The sequence below is a fragment of the Acidimicrobiales bacterium genome (assembly GCA_035546775.1).
Classification (GTDB): Bacteria; Actinomycetota; Acidimicrobiia; order Acidimicrobiales; family JACCXE01; genus JACCXE01.
The window spans coordinates 1-16992 of record DASZWD010000049.1 but is presented as its reverse complement, the minus strand read 5'-3'; the positions used below and the strand labels follow the sequence as shown (position 1 = coordinate 16992).

The window sequence follows — 16992 nt, the reverse complement described above, 5'->3', positions numbered from 1 at the left end:
GCAAGTCATGCGCGGGTCCCGAAAAGTTCCGAAAGAAATCAGGAACTTTTTGGCGCCAACGGCGGACTACATCCCGTTGTGGAGCGATTGTCTCGACGGGTGACGGTGGCCGCGGCCGCGTTGGCGTTCGTCGCGCTGAGCGCGACCGCGGCGCTCGCCCACGCACAGTTCCAGACGACGACGAACGGGTTGCCGGCGAACTCGCAACAGTCCCTGCGTATGTACGTACCGAACGAACGCGACGACTCGAACTACAACATCAGCGTCGCGGTCTACTTCCCCGACTCGTGGGCTCCCGTATCCTGCGCGACGAAGGCCACCTGGGACTGCGCGCTCGGCGCGTCCGATGGCCGGCAGACCATCACCTTCACCAAGGCCGCGGGCGCGGCTCCCGCCGAAGACGAGTACTTCGCGTTCGTCGCGCGCACGGCGTCATCTGCTGGCGCGTACGCCTTTCCGACCCTGCAGACCTACAACGACAACGAGGTCGTGCGCTGGATCGGGCCGAAGGGTTCCGACCAACCGGCGCCCATCCTGAACGTGCTGGCGAGCGGCGACACCCCGTCGTCGGTCACGCCAACTACTGCCCACAGCGGCCATGCGACGCCGACGGTGACGCCCGCCGGCGCCGTCGCGACGTCGACCACGTCCGGCGGAGGCGCGCTGCAGATTCCCGACAACGGCCAAGGCACCACGACCACCGATGTCTCTATCGCCACGTTGCCCTCCGGGGGCGAGGGGGGCGACGGCCCCAGCACTGCTGTCATCGTCGGGCTGCTCGCCGCGGCCGCCGTTGTCGGCGCCGCGATCGTGGCGATCAGGTCGCGCCGCCCGCGCAGTTGATGCAGCGGCCAACGATGGCAAAGTGGCCGGTGTCCATGACGAATCCGTAGTCGCGTCGCACGCGGCTGGCCAACGAGTCGAACAGCCCGGCGTCGACGTCGGTCACCGATCCGCAGTTCTCGCAGACAAGGTGATTGTGGTGGTCGCGCACCAGGTGGTACACGGCCGGGCCATGGCCCAGGTGCGTGTGTTCGATCACTCCGAGGCTCGCCAAGGTCTCGAGGCTCCGGTAGACGGTGGCGCGGTGCACGTCGGCTGCATTGCTGCGCACCCGGTCGAGAATTTCCTCCGCGGTCAGGTGGTCGGTGGTGCTGCCGATCGCGTCCAGAACCTGCTGACGGGCGCGCGTGAGGCGCGTCCCACTCGCCCGCAGCACCTCGGCAGTCGTCTCGTGCCTCGCAGTCACCACCGAAGCCTACGATGCGACTGAGTCGCATTTCCTTGGAGTCGCGTTGCACATCCCCGACGGATACCTCAGCCCGGAGACCTGCGGCGTGTTTTACGCGGCGTCGGTGCCGGTGTGGTTCACCGCGGCGCGCCGTGTGCGCCGGATCGTGAAGAGCCGGTACGTGCCCCTGGTTGCGTTGGGCGCCGCCTATTGCTTCATGGTGATGATGTTCAACGTGCCGGTTCCGGACGGTACGACGGCGCACGCGGTGGGCGCCGTGTTGGTGGCGGTTGTGCTCGGTCCGTGGGCGGCGGTCATCGCGGTGAGCGTTGCGCTGGCGATTCAGGCCTTGTTCTTCGGCGACGGAGGCGTGCTGGCCTATGGCGCCAACGTGATCAACATGGCCTTCGTGATGCCGATGGCGGGCTACGCCGTGTACCGGCTGCTCGCGTCGCGGACTTCGTTGACGTCCCGGCGGCGCGCCCTCGCTGCGGGTGTTGGCGGCTACGTCGGTATCAATCTCGCAGCTCTGGCCGCGGCGATCGAGTTCGGCGTGCAGCCGAGCCTGTTTCATTCGGCCAGCGGCGCCCCGTTGTACGCGCCGTTCCACCTCAGCCAGACGATCCCGGCGATGGCGCTCGCGCACCTGACCGTCGCCGGTGGCGTCGAGTTCGCGCTGACGGTGGGTGTGATCACCTACTTGCAGCGCGCCAACGTGCCGCTGATGCGGGTCAACCACGCGGCGGTGCCCGCCACCGACGCCGATGTGTCGGCTCCCCGGTCACTTGGATGGCGATGGGCGTTCGTCGGCCTGGGCGCCATGGTCGCGTTGGCTCCGCTCGGTTTGATTGCGCCCGGCGGCGCCTTCGGCGAGGACTCGCCCAACGATCTCAATCTTCGGCAGTACCACCTCAACGCGGTGCCGGAGGGGCTGCGGCACTACGCCGGCTTTTGGCACAACGCGATCTTCGACGGGTACTCCTTCGGCGGCGACACCCATCCGGTTGTCGGCTATCTGGTGTCGGCGGTCGCCGGCATTGCCTTCGTCGCCATCGTGGTCGCGGCGATCTTCGGAGCCAGTCGACTGATGCGTCGCGACCATCCGGCCGAGACCGCGCCCGTCGCATGACTTCCGACCAGGCGCCCGACTGGCTGTTGCAGCCGACCGTCGGGTTGTGCCCCTGCGGCTGCATCGGCAAGCGGACGAAGGGCAACTACATCGCCAAGACGCTGGCCGGTGGCTCCCGGCTCATGCGCCAGGCGATGTTCGCCGACGACGTGGCGTCGCACCGCGGATTCCTGCAACGCCTCGACGTGCGGGCGAAGCTCGTTGCGACGTTGGCCCTGCTCATCGGCACCGCGTTCGTGCACTCGCTCGCGGTGATGGCAGGCCTCTATGTCGCCACGCTCGCAATCGCCGCCGCCTCCGGGCTGTCTCTGTCGTCCTTCGTCATGCGCGTCTGGCTGTTCATTCCGATTTTCACGGGGGTCATCGTGATTCCCACCGCGATCGCGCACGGTCCGTCGGCCGCCGCGCTGATCGTGTTGCGCGTGGCGGTGTCGATCTCGCTGGTGGTGTTGCTCACCCTCACGACCAAGTGGAACCGGCTGCTGGCGGGGCTTCGTAGCCTCGGCGTGCCCCGCATCTTCGTGGTCGTGCTCGCGATGGCCTACCGCTACATTTTCTATCTGCTCGGTGCGGTTGAGGACATGTACGTGGCCCGCCGCGCCCGCACGACCAACGCCGAGGACGGCGCGACCGCGCGCCGCTTCGTCGCCGCCAGCGCCGGCGCGCTCTTCGGCAAGGCGTACGCGCTCGCCGACGAAGTACATCAAGCGATGACGGCGCGCGGCTACACCGGCGATGTCGGTGTCTGAGGACCTGCTCGTCGTCGAGCACGTCACCTACAAGTACCTCGATCGCTTCGTCGCGCTCGACGACGTGTCGCTCACCGTCGCCCAGGGTGAGCGCGTGGCGCTGCTCGGCGCCAACGGCTGCGGAAAGTCGACGCTGCTCAAGGTGCTCGACGGGCTGCTGTTCCCCGAGTCGGGCACGTACCGCGCCTTCGGCGCCGACGTCACGGAAGACACGCTCGAAGACCAACAGTTCAACCGCGCCTTTCGTAGCCGCGTTGGTTTCATCTTCCAGAATGCCGACGCCCAGGTGTTCTCACCGACCGTGCGCGAGGAGCTCGCCTTCGGACCGCGCAACATGGGCATGAGCCGCGACGAGGTCGACGCCCGCGTGCTCGACACGATGCGCATGCTCGGCATCGCCGGCCTCGCCGACAGGGCGCCGTACCAACTTTCGGGCGGCGAGAAGAAACGGGTGGCGATCGGATCGGTGCTGGTTATGAACCCCGAAGTGCTCTTGTTCGACGAGCCCACCGCCGCCCTCGATCCCCGCACGCAGTACTGGCTGCTGGAGCTGGTCGAAGAGCTGAATCACGCCGGCAAGACCATCGTGGTCGCGACCCACGACCTCGACAGCCTCGACTCCGTGGCCGACCGCTGCATCGTGTTCGGTGAAGACCACGGCATTCTGCTCACGACAACGCCCGCCGATCTGCTGCACGATCGCGACCTGCTGCTGCGCGCGAACCTCATCCACGAACGCAGCGGACACCGCCACGCCGAATAGCTCGTGCTGCGATAGTCCGCCGCCGTCGGACCTGTACGTACTTGGTGGTCGGGACCGGCGTCGATCCGGTGACCTCACGCTTTTCAGGCGCGCGCAGGCGATATCCCGAACGTGCTGGGTGACCTGGGGATATCGGTATTTCCGCTGCTAGACGGGCTAAAATCGGCGTGTCCGGAAGTGACCGCCAGGACCGGTTGAGGTCCAGAAAAGACCAGTACATGGGGCACGGGTGGGGCACGAGCCGTGAGCTTTGACGGGCCTGAGTTCGGACGGCTGTCGCCATGAAAGTCAGCGCCCGGCGCTCTCGTGCCGGCTGCGGTCGAGCCACTCCACGATCTCGCTCGGGTCGAATCGGATCAGGTGGCCCCACTTGATGAACGGGATGCGACGCTCTGCAATGAGCCGGCGCACGTGACGAACGTTGACACCGAGGTGTTCCGCCAACTCCGTGATGTCGAGCAGGTCAGGAACTTCATGGCGCGCGGTCGGATTCGATGTGGTCATCGCATGGCCACCTACGCCACGGCCAGCTTCGTGATCGCCGCCTCCGCGGCGAGACGCCGCTTGCGGATCGTGCACGGCCGCTGACCCTCGATGCGACCGACCTCGACGTTCGTGTAGCCGAGTACTCGGTGGAGCACGACGATGCGCGCATCGCGCGGCGTGATGCGCCGCCGGTGGACCGCTTCGTCGATCAGCGTCATGAGTTCTTCGCCGCGGCCGGCTTCGTCGCTTTCGCCGATCGTGTCGATCGCTTCGACGTCGACACGGTGGGTCCAACCGGCTCGGTGCCGAAGTTCGATCTGACGCTCGGCCCAAACGGAGTGCCAGATGTCTCCGAGGAGATTTGCGGCCACCCGCGCCGTGCGGTGCTCCGGATACCGCCCGATGCGATCGAGGGCGGCAGCGACGACCGCGCTCGAGGCCTCGTCCCAGTCGGACCACTTCCGGGCTCGAACCGCGAGCGCTACCAGGCCAGCTCGAAGGATCTGAACGACCGCACGGCGCGCGTCGGCGTCGCTGCGCGCTGCCGCCAACAGTGCGAGGAGCACGTCGTCGTGCTCGTCGCGGGCGCTCCTGTCCTCGAACACCGCCATGAGCTCGTCGACAGATGTAAACGACCGGAGGTTGGGCGCCGCGTTGTGCCACCGGGCCATTGCGTGTTGCGCCGCGGGTCGGCGGCTCCACGTCTGCCAGTCACGGTCGAGAAGGGTGAACAGGTCGGTCATCATCGGGCGCTCCCGTGTCGGAGCCGCTGGCTGCGGCTAGTGGCCCGAGCGTCCGCCGCGACCCTCAGCGAAAACCTCAGCGCGGCTGGGATCGGCGCGCTGAGTCGATCAGCGTCCCTGGTCAGAGGCCTGATAACCCGCAGATGCGGCTCTTGCGGAGTTTGCCTATTGGGTGCACTGTTGGGTCAGTTGGCGGTTCGTGGCGATTGGAGGTGCCACGACGAAGTGTGCGATGTACCGAGGCGACCGCCTCGAGCGGTCGGCAGCAAGGGACGGCGAACAGCCGCCCGGGGGTAGCGCCCAACCTCCAGCCGGGAAGAAATCGCCGGAAACGCGTCGCGCTTTCTCGCTCGCGCGCGTACGTGGACGCGGCGTGAATTTCGTAACGCTCGCCGCCGTTGTGGCGCTGCTGGCGTCGTGCTCGAACGGTGGCGACAAGAACGCCGACAAGTCCTCGAAGACGCGCGCGACAACGACGACAGCGCCCGCCGATCACGAGGTGCTCACTGCGTACCGCGCCTTCTGGGACGACTATCTCGCCGCCGCCGATCCGATGGATCCGCAGAGCCCGAAGCTCGGAGATCACGCGACCGATCCGGAACTCCAAACCCTGCGTACAGCGTTCCTTGCCCGCAAGTCGGGCGGTGAAGTGATCCGAGGGAACCTCAACCTGTCGCCTCGTGTCCTCTCCATCCTTGGCGAGAGCGCGTCTGTCCGCGACTGCTACCTCGACAACACCGGCATCTACGACGCGGCGACGGGCACGCGCAAAGACACGGCTACGGGTGTGCGCCACCTCATCACCGCGTCGCTCGTCCGTGACGCTGGAGCGTGGAAGGTGAGCAACCTCAAGCGCGAGGGCGACGGGTGTACCGCCGCGTGATCGCCATGCTCGCCGTGGCGGGGCTGATCATCGGTGTTAGTCCCGTCGTCGCCCGCGCCGACGGCACCGGCGACGCATTCAGTGACGGCACACAGGTCGGGGCTAACGCCGGCACGAGCGACGGGTCCGGCGGCAGCGCCGGCAAGGGCGGCGGAGGCGGCGGCCATCGGACGTGCACCTACGAGCGACTCGACGCCGAGAGCCAAGGGATTGCTGACACGATGGCGGCCAACGGATCGGGTCCGCCGCGGGGTCAGGAACCGGGAGCCTGGTACCGCAAGGTCTGCGTCGACGCGAACGGCCAGTCGAGCGCGACGGTCATTTGGATCGCCGATCGCGCCATCAGCCCGGCTCAGCTCGCCGCGCAGGCGTCGGGCCGCGCGCCGATCCCGCTGCCGGACGTTCATCTCAACCCGCCCGAGACCGGCGAGCAGGTGGTCAACCTCGAGACGTGGATGTGGGTCGACCCGTCCGCGTGGCAGCCGGTGGCGGCCACCGCGAGTGCGGGCGGGGTGACCGTCACCGCATCCGCGGCGCCGCAGTCGGTCCGTTGGGCGATGGGGAACGGCGACATCGTCACGTGCACCGGGCCGGGAACTCCTTACGACCCCAACCGGCCGTCCAGCGAGCAGCACACCGACTGCGCCTACACCTACCGCCGCAGTTCCGCTTCGGCGCCCAACGGCGCGTTCACCGCGACCGCCACCGCCACGTGGCACGTCACCTGGACCGCCGCCGGTGCGGCGGGCGGCGGGGACCTCGGCAACGTCAGCCGCACCACCACCTTCACTGTCCGTGTCTCGGAGATCGAGGCCGTGAACCGCTAGTCCGACCAAGGAGGGCATCGTGCCTGCAACCCGAACCGCGCCGACCGCAGCGGCAAACGGCGCCATGCGACGGATGGCATCCACCCCGCCACCCGCCACCGGCGCGACTGCTAAGGCCGCTGCTCGCAACCGCACCCGCATCGTGACCGGCGCGTTCATCGTCGTCGTCAGCGCGCTCGTGGCCGGTCTGCTCTACGCCAACATCGGCGGCCGGCACGCCGTCGTTGCGATCGCGCGACCGGTCGCCGCCGGTCAGGTGATCCAGGACGCCGACTTGCGCGAGACATTGGCCGGCACGATCACCGGCGTGCGGACGACGCCCTGGTCCGCCCGCGAAACAGTCGTCGGCAAGACCGCGGCCGTGAACCTCATTCCCGGCAGCCTGTTCAACCCCGCGCAGCTCGCGACCGGACCGACCGTCGATCCGTCCGCTGCCGTGGTCGGCGCAGTGCTCAAGCCGGGCCAGTTCCCCTCGGGACTCCGGCCCGGCGACAGAGTGCTCGCCATCGTGATGCCGCCCGAGGCGGCGTCGGCGACCGGTCAGGCCGACATCGCCGCGCCGATCGCGGTGACGGTCGTCTCGGTCGAGAAGTTGCTCGACAGCGGCGGCGGCGTATCGATCTCGCTGGCGGTACCGCCAACCGAAGCCGCGACGCTCGCCGTCGCCGGAGCAGGTGGCCGTCTCGCCGTCGTGCTGGCACCGCGATGACTCTCATTGCTGTTTGCTCTGCCAAGCACTCACCCGGTGCGACGACGCTCGCTCTCGCGCTCGTCGCGGCGTGGGCAAGTTCCGGCGAATCGCCAGCCGTGCTTGTCGAGGCCGACCCGGCCGGTGGCGATCTCGCGGCCCGGCTCGGGCTCGCCTTCGACCCGGGCCTGGTCACGATGGCGGCGAGCGCACGTCACGCCAACTCCGAAGTCGACGTTGCAGGCCACGCGCAACCTCTGCCGTGCGGCGGCACCGCAGTTCTCGGCCCGACCAATCTCGACCAGGCGGAGGCCTCGGTCGCCACAGTCGCGTCACGCCTCAGCGGCGCCGTCGGCGCGCTCGGCAACGGGGTCATCGACTGCGGCCGGTGGTCGCGCAACTCGCCATCCCTCGACGTCATACGGTCCGCCGACTTCACGATCGTCGTGCTTTACCCCGACCTCACCGGAGTCGCCCACTTCCAGGAACGGCAGGAAGCGCTCACCGCGGCGGCGCGTGGCCGGATCGGCCTCGTGCTTGTGGGCGACCGGCCATACGGCGCAGCCAACGTGGCGCGGGCGACGGGCGTCGCGAACGTGACAACGATCGCCGTCGATCGCGACGGCGTCGATGCGCTCCACGGCGCGGCGAGTACCCGCGCCGGACGCAAGAGTCGCCTCGTCCGCTCCGCGCGATCAATCCTCGACACGATCGAGGTTGCACCGGCCGAAGCGGCGCTGGCATGACGACCGACGAAGCCCTCGTCCTACGCATACGTACCGCCGTCGCCACGGGTCTCACCGAACAGACCTCAGCCGCGCTCGCGACAGGCGGGCGTCGCCTCGACGCCGACGACCAGGCGGCGCTGGCGCGCAGCCTCATCAACGACCAACTCGAAGCCCACGCCCGCGACTGCCTTGCCCGCAACGAGCCGGTCCTCGGTCCGGACGAGGAAGCCGCGCTCGCGCAAGCAGTCTTCGACCGCATCTTCCAACTGGGACGCCTCCAGCCGCTGCTCGACGACGAGCGGATCATGAACGTCCACGCCAACGGGTGCGACGTCGTGTTCGTCGAGTACGCCGACGGCACGAAGGTGCCCGGCCCCGCGATCGCGGCGAGCGACGCCGAGATGATCGAACTGCTGCGCGAGATCGGGCGGCGGCACGGCCTCACCGAGCGCGAGTTCAATGCGAGCCGACCGGAACTCAACCTCCAGCTGCCCGACGGGTCGCGACTGTTCGCCACGGCGTGGGTGTGCGCACGTCCGTGCCTCGCTATCCGCCGGCACCGCTACCTCAAGGTTGACCTCGCCGACCTGCAAGGGCTCGGCGCCATCGACGAGGGCCTCGCGTCGTTCCTCGCCGCCGCAGTCCGGGCGCGCCTGCAGTTGATGATCGCCGGGGCGACGGGCGCAGGGAAGACGACGATGTTGCGCGCCCTCGCGTCGGAGATCCCGCCCGAGGAGCGGATCGTCACCATCGAGACCGAACTCGAACTCGGCCTCGACCGCTTCCCGGAGATCCATCCGGACTGCGTCGCGCTCGAAGCACGAGAAGCCAACGTCGAAGGCGTCGGCGAAGTGACGGCCGCCGAGCTCGTGCGCATGTCACTGCGCATGAACCCCGATCGCGTCATCGTCGGCGAGGTCCGCGGCGACGAGGTCATCCCAATGCTCAACGCCATGAGCCAAGGAAACGACGGCTCGATGTGCACCATCCACGCCGACTCGTCGAGCGGCGTGTTCCGCAAGCTCGCGCTCTACGCGATGCAGTCGCCCGAGCGGCTTCCGATGGAAGCCACGCTGCTCCTCGCTGCCGCGGCTATCGACCTGTTGGTGTTCATCGCCAAGACCAGCTCGGGCCGCCACGTCGCCAGCGTCCGTCAAGTGACGGGATTCGACGGTAAGCAGGTCCTGACCAACGAACTGTTCCGTCCCGGCCCCGACGGCCGCGCCGTCCCGGGCACACCAATTCCTACCGACTTGCTCGACGACCTCGTCGTCGCCGGTTACGACCCGTCGCTGCACGACAACCCAAGCGCGTGGTGGCGATGAACTTGCTCGCCGCGCTCGCGGGAGCGGGTCTTGCGTTTGGTACGTGGATCCTCGTCGACGGGCTGCGACAGCGCCCATCCGCCAGCGCGCCCGTCCCGCGCCGGGTGAACGTCCAGGCCGACGTCCGCCAACGCGTCACGCTCGCGGCTGCGCTCGCGTTGCCGACTGCTCTCGTCACGAGGTGGCCGGTCGCCGCCGCCGCCCTCGCGGCCGCCGGATGGTTCACGCCCGAACTGTTCGGATCGAAGGCGACACAGGACCGAGCGACGGCCCGTACCGAGGCGATCGCGGCGTGGACCGAGATGCTGCGCGACACGATGTCAGGCGCACACGGTCTCGAACAGGCTGTGATCACCACGGCCGCGATCGCGCCGGCACCGATCAAGCTCGAAGTGACGAACCTCGCCGTCCGGCTCGAACGCGTCCCGCTGTCGGTTGCGCTCCAAGAGTTCGCCGCCGACCTAGCGCACCCGACCGCCGACCTCGTCGTCGCCGCGCTCACCCTCGCGTGGCAAGGCTCGGTCGGTGACCTCGCCGAACTGCTCGGAACACTCGCCGAGTCGGCCCGCGAGGAAGCCGGCATGCGCCTACGCGTCGAAGCCGCCCGTGCCCGGCTTCGTACCGCGGTGCGCGTTATCGCCGCGAGCACTGCTGGCACCGCCATCGGGCTCATCCTCCTTAACCGCAAGTACCTCGACGTCTACGGATCCGCGACCGGGCAGCTCACCCTCGCCTGCGTCGCGTTGTGCTGGGGGATCGCGCTGCGATGGCTGTCGCAGATGAGCGAGTTCGTCGCGCCGGAGCGATTCCTGGCCGTTCGCCCACAGGCGGTCGAACGGTGACGCCGGCACTCATCGCCGGCTGCGGCGTCGGCGTCGGCCTCGTCGTGCTCCTATCCGGTTTGATCCCCGCGCCCGTCCCGCTCGATCTCGCGCTGGCGAGCTTGCGCCGCCGCCACCCGACCCCGCTCGGCTTCACGGACGGGCCGCGCCATTCGCCGATCACGCGGTTGCTGGGCGTCCCGCTCGTCGAGACGCCTCTCGGCGCCCGCCTCGCGGGTGAAGACGCTGCGGACCTTCGCATAACGAACACCACCGCGGCCGAACACGTCTCTCAGCGCGCCGCCTTCTTCGCCCTAGGTCTGCTGTGGGCGCCGGTCACCACCGCGTTGATGTGGGCGGGCGGCGTCCACGTCGGCTTCGTGTTCCCGCTGTGGGTGTCGCTCGCCTTGGCGCCTGTCGGGTTCCTCTACCCCACGCTGCTGTTGAAGTCGAAGGCGGCGGAGCGGCGCCGCAGCTTCCGCCACGCCTTCAGCTCGTTCCTCGACATCGTGTCGATCAGTCTCGCTGGCGGTCGCGGCGTCGACTCCGCTCTGCATGACGGCGCCGAGGCCGGCAGCGGTTGGGCCTTCGACGAACTGCGCCGCGCGCTGCTCGAAGCGCGCCTGCTAGGTGAGACGCCGTGGGCGGGATTGGCCCGTCTCGGTCAGGACCTCGCGGTACCCGAGCTTGGCGAGTTGGCCGCAAGCGCCGCGCTCGCCGGCGACGAAGGCGCGCGCGTCCGCAGCTCGCTCGCCGCCAAGGCGCGCTCACTCCGGCTGCACGGCCTCGCCGACATCGAAACCGCGGCGCAAGCCGCGACCGAGCGCATGACGCTGCCCGTCGTGCTCCTCATGCTCGGGTTCATCGTCTTTCTCGTCTACCCCGCCATCGAGCAGGTGCTGCATGGGATCTAACGCAACCGCAAAGAGAAGGAGAAGCCCGTGACATTCATCAACCATCCCGCGCTGGCGTACATCCAGTGCTGGCTCGAACTGCGTCTCGGCAGCATTCGTCACGACGAACGCGGCGAGACGACGGAGAAGGTCATCATCACGGCGATCTTCGCCGCGTTGGCTCTTGCCGCCGGAGCGATCATCGTCCTCAAGGTCACGAACAAGGCCAACAACATCCAGACAGATGGCAACTAGGGAGCGAGGCTCGGCAACCACCGAAGTCGTTCTCCTGACGCCGGTCCTGCTGTTCCTCGTGATGCTCGTCGTCCAGTTCGGGCTCTGGTACCACGCCGAGCACGTCGTGCAGGCCGCGGCCCAGGAAGGCGTTCGCACGGCGCGCCTCGAAGGGTCGACCGCCGACGCCGGGCGGACCCGGGCCGTCGACTTCCTGACGCGGCTCGGCCCCACCATCGTGCGACAGCCAGTCATCACCGCGACGAGAGACGCCAACAACGCCGCCGTATCAATACAAGGACACGCCGTCACCGTGCTGCCTGGCTTCTCGCTGCCGGTGAAGGCACGCGCATCGAGCCCGGTCGAGCGTTTCCGGAAGGACCCCGGGTGATCCGACGTCCTCGCTTCCGTGGCGATGCCGGCTCAGCGGCGGCCGAGCTGGTGCTGCTGACGCCCGCGCTCGTCGCCATGCTCCTGCTCGTCGTCATGGGCGGCCGCTACGCGCAGGCGCGTGCCGACGTCGACGCCGCGGCGCGAGACGCCGCACGTGCCGGCTCCATTGCTCGCGGGCCCGACTCCGCCGCCGCCGACGGTGCCTCCGCCGCGCGAGCGCGACTGCATGAGGGCGACGTCACCTGCCGGACACTGAACGTCGCACTCAACACCGGCGAATTCCGTGCCGGAGGCTCCGTCACCGCCACCGTGACCTGTGCGGTCGACCTCGCCGACCTCAGCGGGCTGAAGCTGCCGGCGTCGCGCACCGTCACCGCGTCGTTCACCGAGCCGATCGACGCCTACCGCGGGACGGACCAGTGACCCGGCGAGGCACCGGCGAGCGCGGGACGGTCACCGCGTTCGTGACCGCGTTCGCAGTCGCGCTCCTCGCGGTCGCGGGCTTGGTCGTCGACGGCGGCTTCATGTTGGCAGGCCAGCGCGCGGCGTTCGACGAAGCCGAGGCCGCGGCGCGTGTGGGCGCGCAAGCCGTTGACGAAGACACTCTGCGCCAGGGCGGCGGCGTCGTCATTCAACCGGACGCGGCGCGCCAGCGCGTCGCTGACTACCTCGCCCGTTCCGGCCACGCTGGCACCGTCGAGGTCAACGGTGACACGGTGACCGTGCACGTGACCGTGACGCAGCGACTCGCCATCCTCGGCATTGTCGGCGTCCGGCCGGCCACGATTCATGCGTCGGGCACGGCACACGGTGTTCGTTCGGTCCGGGACGGGCCGGCGTGATGGGCCGCAGCCTCCGTTCCGTTTGGCGTCTCAGTCGTGCTGGCCTTGCGTTGCTGTCGCTCGGCGTCCTTCTCGTCGGTGTCCCATGGGCGTTGGTTCGGTTCATCGGTTGGCCGCTGCCCACCCTCGTCCCATCGTGGAACGACGTGTCTCACGCGTTGGACGGCGCGTCCATCTCGGACGCGGTGGTGATCAAGTCGCTCGCCTGCGCGGCTTGGGTGCTGTGGGCGTTCTTGGCTGCGAGCTTCGTCGTCGAGGTGCGCGCCTGGATGCGCGGGCGCGAGGCGCGCTCCTTGCCGGTCGCTGGTTTCGTCCAACCGCTCGTGCGCGAACTCGTCGTCTCCGCGGCTCTGTTGATCGGCACCTTGCGCCCTTCCGGCATCGCGACCATCACTCCGATCCCAGCCGCGATGGCGGTGACAGTGCCTACGGCCATTGAGACCGCCGCCGCCACTCCCGCTCAGCCGCCGACTCCCTCACCGACGTGCGTGGTCGCGCCGCGCGACTCGCTGTGGAAGCTCGCCGAGGTGCACCTCGGCGACGGTCTGCGCTGGCGCGAGATTTGGGATCTCAACCGCGACAGGTCGTTCCCAGATGGGCGTCGCTTCGTCGAACCCAGCCTGATCAACCCGGGCTGGACGCTCGTCCTGCCGCCTGATGCCGTCGGGTTGCCGGGAGAAGACGTGCCGCGTGCGCCCACGGCCAACAAGGTCGCGGCACCATCCACTCCAACCGCCGAGCCACCGCTTGCTGCCGCATCACCGTCAGTCACGACGGAACCCACGGTTGCTCCGACGAGCGATCGCGCTCCTGCGAATGTCGCTCCGTCGCCCGAGGACGATCCCGATTACGCCGTGGCCCCTCTGCTCGCCGCCTCGGCACTCGTCGCTGCAGGGATAGTCGCCTGTCTGTCACGGCTCCGCCGTCGCCAGCTTCGGCACCGTGTTCCGGGTCGCATGCCTCGGCTCCCGGAACCGAAAGCGGCGCAGGCGGAAGTGCACCTTCGCCGCGCCGCGGTCACGGCACCTTTCGACCGTCTCGACATGGCGCTGCGAGTGCTGGCGAACTGCCTTGGACAGCGCAAACGTGGCCCGTGTCCAAGCCTCTCAGCCGTAAGCGTCGGACCCGAGGCGATCGAAATCCTCTTGGCCGATGCGGTGGACGCGCCTATGGGTCCGTTCGCTGTCGAAGCCGATGGCCGTGCGTGGACGCTGTCTGCATCAGTGCCCGATGACGAAATCCGGCCCATCGCCAACACGCAGGCGGGACCCGCTCCCGCGCTCGTCACCATTGGCGCCCTCGACGAACGCTCGCTTCTCATCGATCTCGAGGCCTCGCCGCGAACGCTTGTCGGTGGTGATCCCCACGACGCAGCGTCGCTCCTGTGGACGCTCGCGCTCGACCTCGTCACCAGTAACCGCGCGGATGACGTGAATGTCATCCTCGTCGGCCGGCCGCCGGCGGGCTTTAACGCTGCCGGAAGGGCGCGGGTGTTTGAACGTCTCGCCGATGTCATCGACGAAATAGAGAGCGAAGCCGCCGCACTCACGGAGGTCGGCTCGGCGCATCCAACGACCGCCTTCGAAGCCCGCGTCGACGATGCGTCCGATGTGATCACGCCGATCGTTGTCCTCGTCGCGGAGCCGCAAGCGGAACTCGACCGCCTGCTGAAGACCGCGCACGTCTACCGCGGCGTCGCCGTCGTCGTCGGTGGTGTCGCCGACGGCGACTTCGACCGGGAACTCTGCGTCGAGGCCGACACGCTCGTGCTGAAGCCCGTCGGCCTGCGACTCACACCTGCTCACCTGCCACCGGAAGTCCTGGAGGCGTCCGGCGAGCTGTTACAGGTCGCCGCAGACCTGGAGCCTGGAGAGTTGCTCGATCTGCGACAGGCGAAGCCGACAGCTCCTCTCACCGTCGGTCCGGAGCAAATTCCTCTCTCGTTCGACCTACTCGGTGAGCCGATCGTCCCGCCAAAGCATGTGATGGTGAAGGTGCTCGGTCCGGTCGAGATCGTTGGCGGCCAACAGCCAATCGATCGCCGACGCAGCGTCGAACTAGTGGCGTACCTCGCGATGCATCCCGACGGCGTCGACGACGGTCGTCTCAGGACTGCGCTGTGGCCCGACGGCGCGCCCACGCAAGCAGCCTTCAACGAGACCGTTTCAAAGGCGCGCCGCATGCTGGGCCTCGATCCGCAAGGCAACCACCATCTGCGACACGTCGACAACCATCGCTACCGCCTCGGGCCGTTCGTGTTCACGGATGCCGCGCTGCTTGAGGAGAGCATCCATTCCGAGACGTGGGGAGAAGCACTTCGGCTCGTGCGCGGCTTGCCCTTCGAGAGCACGACCGGTGGCTACGAGTGGGCGTACGAGGAAGGCCAAGCGCACCGACTCGTCGTCCTCATCGAGGAAGCCGGCGACCGCGCTGACGGTCCTTTGGAGGCGAGTCGGCTCCCCACGACGACATCGAGCTGAGCCTGCACAGAAGCGATGGATCGGCGCCTCTCAGTTTCCACCCGAGAGGACAACGCCAGCTTGCGTCGTTAAGGCACAAGGTCGCGGTAGGCCTGACGGCGAACGTCAAGGCAAAGGCCTTCGTGGCCGCAGTCAGTCTGGAAGTGGAGAATCGATTTGCTCGACGCCGGCGTCCCTGGATTGCCTGCCCGTGGACGACATCAATTGACGATGCGACGCGTGGCCTGCAAGGAGCTGTAGCTAACCGCACGTAGTGACACGACGTCGCCCGTCTTCGGAGCAACGACCTCCTTGCCGCCGCCCGCGTAAATGGCGACGTGGCCGAAGTCGACCACGCTCCCGTTCCTGGTGCTGCGCGTGAACAGGAGGTCGCCGGGCCGGAGGTCTGCGGCGTCGGCTACCGCGACTCCGACGAGCACCTGTTGGCTGGTGGTGCGCGGGAGACCGACGCCGATCTGGGCGTAAGACCACTGGACGAGCCCCGAGCAGTCAAAGCCGACACCTGGTGTTTCGCCGCCCCACTGGTAGGGCACGCCGAGTTGTGTCATGGCGGCGCGGACGACGGCGTCGCCCGAGCCAGTGAATGTCGCGCCGTCGGCTGACTCGTCGGAGCCGAGGCCGTACTCGGTCGCCTTCGCGATGACCTGCTGGACATACGCCTCGGAATGGTTGTAGCGCAGAACCGCGGCGTGGACGTCGTCGACGCTCGCCGCGCCAGCACACGAGTACGCGGCAGCCGAGTAGATCGAGTCCCACGCGTTCTGGATGTTCGGTGTCGCGTCGGGCGGCCGGTCGGGCGCGAGCTGTCCCCATCTCGCCCACGTGGTGGACAGGAACTGCATCGGCCCGAGCGCATGCGCCCAACCGTCGGGCTGCGACACGTCACGGATCGCGCGTGTGCTGTTCCGCCCGTCCAGCGGCGGGCCGATGATCGGCGGGGCGACATCGCCGGTCCGCGGGTCCGCGGTCCCGTGAGCGTGGCGTGACTCGACCCATCCGATCGCGGCGAGGACCTGCCACGGAAGCCCTGGACAGGTGAGCGACGCCGCCATGTAGACGGGCAGCAAGTCGGCTGGGATCTCGGCGCGGGCGGCGGCAGAGGGCGCGGTCGTCGTCGCGTTCGGTCCGGTGAACACGGCCGCGATCGCGATTGGCGTCCCCATCACAAAGCCTGCGATGGCGAACAGGAACTTCATCGAGCCCTCCTGGTCCGCCCCGCCGGCCGGGGCGGACCGAACACATCCACGTACGCGCGGCGCCGCGAAAGCGCGATCAGAAATTTCGCGTCGCGCTTTCGCGCCCCGCGTCGTACGTGGATGTGCGGTGGAGGTGACGACTCGCCTCCCGATCAGACCAGGAGGCACCGTGATCCGTTCGATGTTGGCAGCACCCGTGACAGTCACACCGAGCTCGTCGGGGATGCCAGGTTCCGCGCTACTGCAGCAGATGCTCGGTTGGTTGGCACAGCTGGCGCTGTGGGGCTCGCTTGCCAGCATCCTCGTCGGGGCCGCGGTCTACGGCCTGGCGCAGAACGCCGGCAGCTACAGCAACGCCTTCCGGGGCAAGCAACTTGTCGCCGCTGGGGCGATCGGCGCCATCCTCGCCGGGCTCGCACCGACTGCCGTGAACATGCTCTTCAGCGCCGCGGGCAAGTAGTGACGCAGCGCAACACCACGCCCTCCGGTGGCCGGTCGGACCGCAGGCGCGCGGCGTACGTCTCTGTCGCTGCGTTCTTGTTGGGACTGGCCGCTGGAGGCGTCCATCGCGGCGGCGGCTC

General features: G+C 68.5%; 21 protein-coding genes. 17 read left to right on the top strand and 4 right to left on the bottom strand.

The window, feature by feature from the left end; genetic code table 11:
• Nucleotides 1-99: 99 nt before the first annotated feature.
• Nucleotides 100-843 (top strand): DUF1775 domain-containing protein, encoded by a 744-nt coding sequence (locus VHC63_12105; protein HVV37341.1) that lies wholly within the window; start codon nt 100-102, stop codon nt 841-843.
• Here VHC63_12105 and VHC63_12100 read toward each other — a convergent pair.
• On the bottom strand, nt 818-1249 hold the full coding sequence (locus tag VHC63_12100; protein HVV37340.1) for a transcriptional repressor: 432 nt from the start codon (nt 1247-1249) through the stop codon (nt 818-820). The two genes, VHC63_12105 and VHC63_12100, sit on opposite strands and share 26 nt — an antisense overlap.
• A 46-nt stretch (nt 1250-1295) precedes the next feature.
• Between VHC63_12100 and cbiM the strand changes: the two genes are divergently transcribed.
• Genes cbiM through VHC63_12085 form a run of 3 tightly spaced genes read left to right on the top strand, consistent with a single transcriptional unit; the run spans nt 1296 to nt 3872 of the window.
• Nucleotides 1296-2360, top strand: coding sequence for a cobalt transporter CbiM (cbiM, locus tag VHC63_12095; protein ID HVV37339.1), 1065 nt, complete (start codon nt 1296-1298; stop codon nt 2358-2360).
• Nucleotides 2357-3109 (top strand): cobalt ECF transporter T component CbiQ, encoded by a 753-nt coding sequence (gene cbiQ / locus VHC63_12090; protein HVV37338.1) that lies wholly within the window; start codon nt 2357-2359, stop codon nt 3107-3109. Before cbiM ends, cbiQ begins: the two co-directional genes overlap by 4 nt.
• Nucleotides 3102-3872 carry an ABC transporter ATP-binding protein gene (locus VHC63_12085; GenBank protein HVV37337.1) on the top strand — a complete coding sequence of 257 codons (771 nt, stop codon included), beginning with the start codon at nt 3102-3104 and terminating at the stop codon, nt 3870-3872. The genes cbiQ and VHC63_12085 overlap by 8 nt, the downstream gene beginning before the upstream one ends.
• 288 nt (nt 3873-4160) lie before the next feature.
• On the opposite strand, the gene VHC63_12080 is transcribed toward VHC63_12085, so the two are convergent.
• Together VHC63_12080 and VHC63_12075 are read right to left on the bottom strand one after the other, a co-directional pair.
• Nucleotides 4161-4376 carry a helix-turn-helix domain-containing protein gene (locus VHC63_12080; GenBank protein HVV37336.1) on the bottom strand — a complete coding sequence of 72 codons (216 nt, stop codon included), beginning with the start codon at nt 4374-4376 and terminating at the stop codon, nt 4161-4163.
• Nucleotides 4377-4387: 11 nt separating this feature from the next.
• A complete protein-coding gene (locus VHC63_12075; GenBank protein ID HVV37335.1) occupies nt 4388-5101 on the bottom strand; it encodes a hypothetical protein in 714 nt (237 codons plus the stop codon).
• Between the two features lie 373 nt (nt 5102-5474).
• Between VHC63_12075 and VHC63_12070 the strand changes: the two genes are divergently transcribed.
• The 12 genes from VHC63_12070 (at nt 5475) to VHC63_12015 (ending at nt 15215) form a co-directional block, all read left to right on the top strand.
• Nucleotides 5475-5984, top strand: a complete 510-nt coding sequence (locus VHC63_12070) for a hypothetical protein (GenBank protein ID HVV37334.1) — start codon at nt 5475-5477, stop codon at nt 5982-5984.
• Nucleotides 5969-6811: a hypothetical protein gene (locus tag VHC63_12065; protein HVV37333.1), complete on the top strand. Its 843-nt coding sequence runs from the start codon at nt 5969-5971 to the stop codon at nt 6809-6811. Before VHC63_12070 ends, VHC63_12065 begins: the two co-directional genes overlap by 16 nt.
• A 19-nt stretch (nt 6812-6830) precedes the next feature.
• Nucleotides 6831-7520, top strand: a complete 690-nt coding sequence (locus VHC63_12060; protein HVV37332.1) for an SAF domain-containing protein — start codon at nt 6831-6833, stop codon at nt 7518-7520.
• A 98-nt stretch (nt 7521-7618) separates the two neighbouring features.
• Nucleotides 7619-8245 (top strand): hypothetical protein, encoded by a 627-nt coding sequence (locus VHC63_12055; protein HVV37331.1) that lies wholly within the window; start codon nt 7619-7621, stop codon nt 8243-8245.
• On the top strand, nt 8242-9552 hold the full coding sequence (locus VHC63_12050) for an ATPase, T2SS/T4P/T4SS family (GenBank protein HVV37330.1): 1311 nt from the start codon (nt 8242-8244) through the stop codon (nt 9550-9552). The genes VHC63_12055 and VHC63_12050 overlap by 4 nt, the downstream gene beginning before the upstream one ends.
• Entirely contained in the window at nt 9549-10394 is an 846-nt protein-coding gene (locus VHC63_12045) for a hypothetical protein (GenBank protein ID HVV37329.1), read from the top strand. Before VHC63_12050 ends, VHC63_12045 begins: the two co-directional genes overlap by 4 nt.
• Nucleotides 10391-11287: a type II secretion system F family protein gene (locus VHC63_12040; GenBank protein ID HVV37328.1), complete on the top strand. Its 897-nt coding sequence runs from the start codon at nt 10391-10393 to the stop codon at nt 11285-11287. Before VHC63_12045 ends, VHC63_12040 begins: the two co-directional genes overlap by 4 nt.
• 27 nt (nt 11288-11314) lie before the next feature.
• On the top strand, nt 11315-11521 hold the full coding sequence (locus VHC63_12035) for a hypothetical protein (GenBank protein HVV37327.1): 207 nt from the start codon (nt 11315-11317) through the stop codon (nt 11519-11521).
• Nucleotides 11511-11891 carry a TadE family protein gene (locus VHC63_12030; protein HVV37326.1) on the top strand — a complete coding sequence of 127 codons (381 nt, stop codon included), beginning with the start codon at nt 11511-11513 and terminating at the stop codon, nt 11889-11891. The genes VHC63_12035 and VHC63_12030 overlap by 11 nt, the downstream gene beginning before the upstream one ends.
• Complete coding sequence (locus VHC63_12025; protein HVV37325.1) at nt 11888-12316, top strand: TadE/TadG family type IV pilus assembly protein; 429 nt, start codon at nt 11888-11890, stop codon at nt 12314-12316. The genes VHC63_12030 and VHC63_12025 overlap by 4 nt, the downstream gene beginning before the upstream one ends.
• A gap of 41 nt (nt 12317-12357) precedes the next feature.
• Nucleotides 12358-12735, top strand: coding sequence for a hypothetical protein (locus VHC63_12020; protein HVV37324.1), 378 nt, complete (start codon nt 12358-12360; stop codon nt 12733-12735).
• Nucleotides 12736-12785: 50 nt separating this feature from the next.
• The gene (locus VHC63_12015) at nt 12786-15215 is read left to right on the top strand and encodes a hypothetical protein (protein HVV37323.1); all 2430 of its coding nucleotides are present in this window, start codon (nt 12786-12788) and stop codon (nt 15213-15215) included.
• Between the two features lie 200 nt (nt 15216-15415).
• On the opposite strand, the gene VHC63_12010 is transcribed toward VHC63_12015, so the two are convergent.
• Nucleotides 15416-16411 (bottom strand): C40 family peptidase, encoded by a 996-nt coding sequence (locus VHC63_12010; GenBank protein ID HVV37322.1) that lies wholly within the window; start codon nt 16409-16411, stop codon nt 15416-15418.
• Between the two features lie 196 nt (nt 16412-16607).
• Here VHC63_12010 and VHC63_12005 point away from each other — a divergent pair, with 196 nt between their 5' ends.
• Nucleotides 16608-16871 carry a hypothetical protein gene (locus VHC63_12005; GenBank protein ID HVV37321.1) on the top strand — a complete coding sequence of 88 codons (264 nt, stop codon included), beginning with the start codon at nt 16608-16610 and terminating at the stop codon, nt 16869-16871.
• Nucleotides 16872-16992 lie beyond the last annotated feature (121 nt).

Bases quoted from the DNA above. Each gene is read 5' to 3' on its own strand.
- VHC63_12030 (HVV37326.1), top strand. From the start codon at position 11,511: ATGGCAACTAGGGAGCGAGGCTCGGCAACCACCGAAGTCGTTCTCCTG.
- cbiQ (HVV37338.1), top strand. From the start codon at position 2,357: ATGACTTCCGACCAGGCGCCCGACTGGCTGTTGCAGCCGACCGTCGGG.
- VHC63_12075 (HVV37335.1), bottom strand. From the start codon at position 5,101: ATGACCGACCTGTTCACCCTTCTCGACCGTGACTGGCAGACGTGGAGC.
- VHC63_12010 (HVV37322.1), bottom strand. From the start codon at position 16,411: ATGAAGTTCCTGTTCGCCATCGCAGGCTTTGTGATGGGGACGCCAATC.
- VHC63_12045 (HVV37329.1), top strand. From the start codon at position 9,549: ATGAACTTGCTCGCCGCGCTCGCGGGAGCGGGTCTTGCGTTTGGTACG.
- VHC63_12080 (HVV37336.1), bottom strand. From the start codon at position 4,376: ATGACCACATCGAATCCGACCGCGCGCCATGAAGTTCCTGACCTGCTC.
- VHC63_12050 (HVV37330.1), top strand. From the start codon at position 8,242: ATGACGACCGACGAAGCCCTCGTCCTACGCATACGTACCGCCGTCGCC.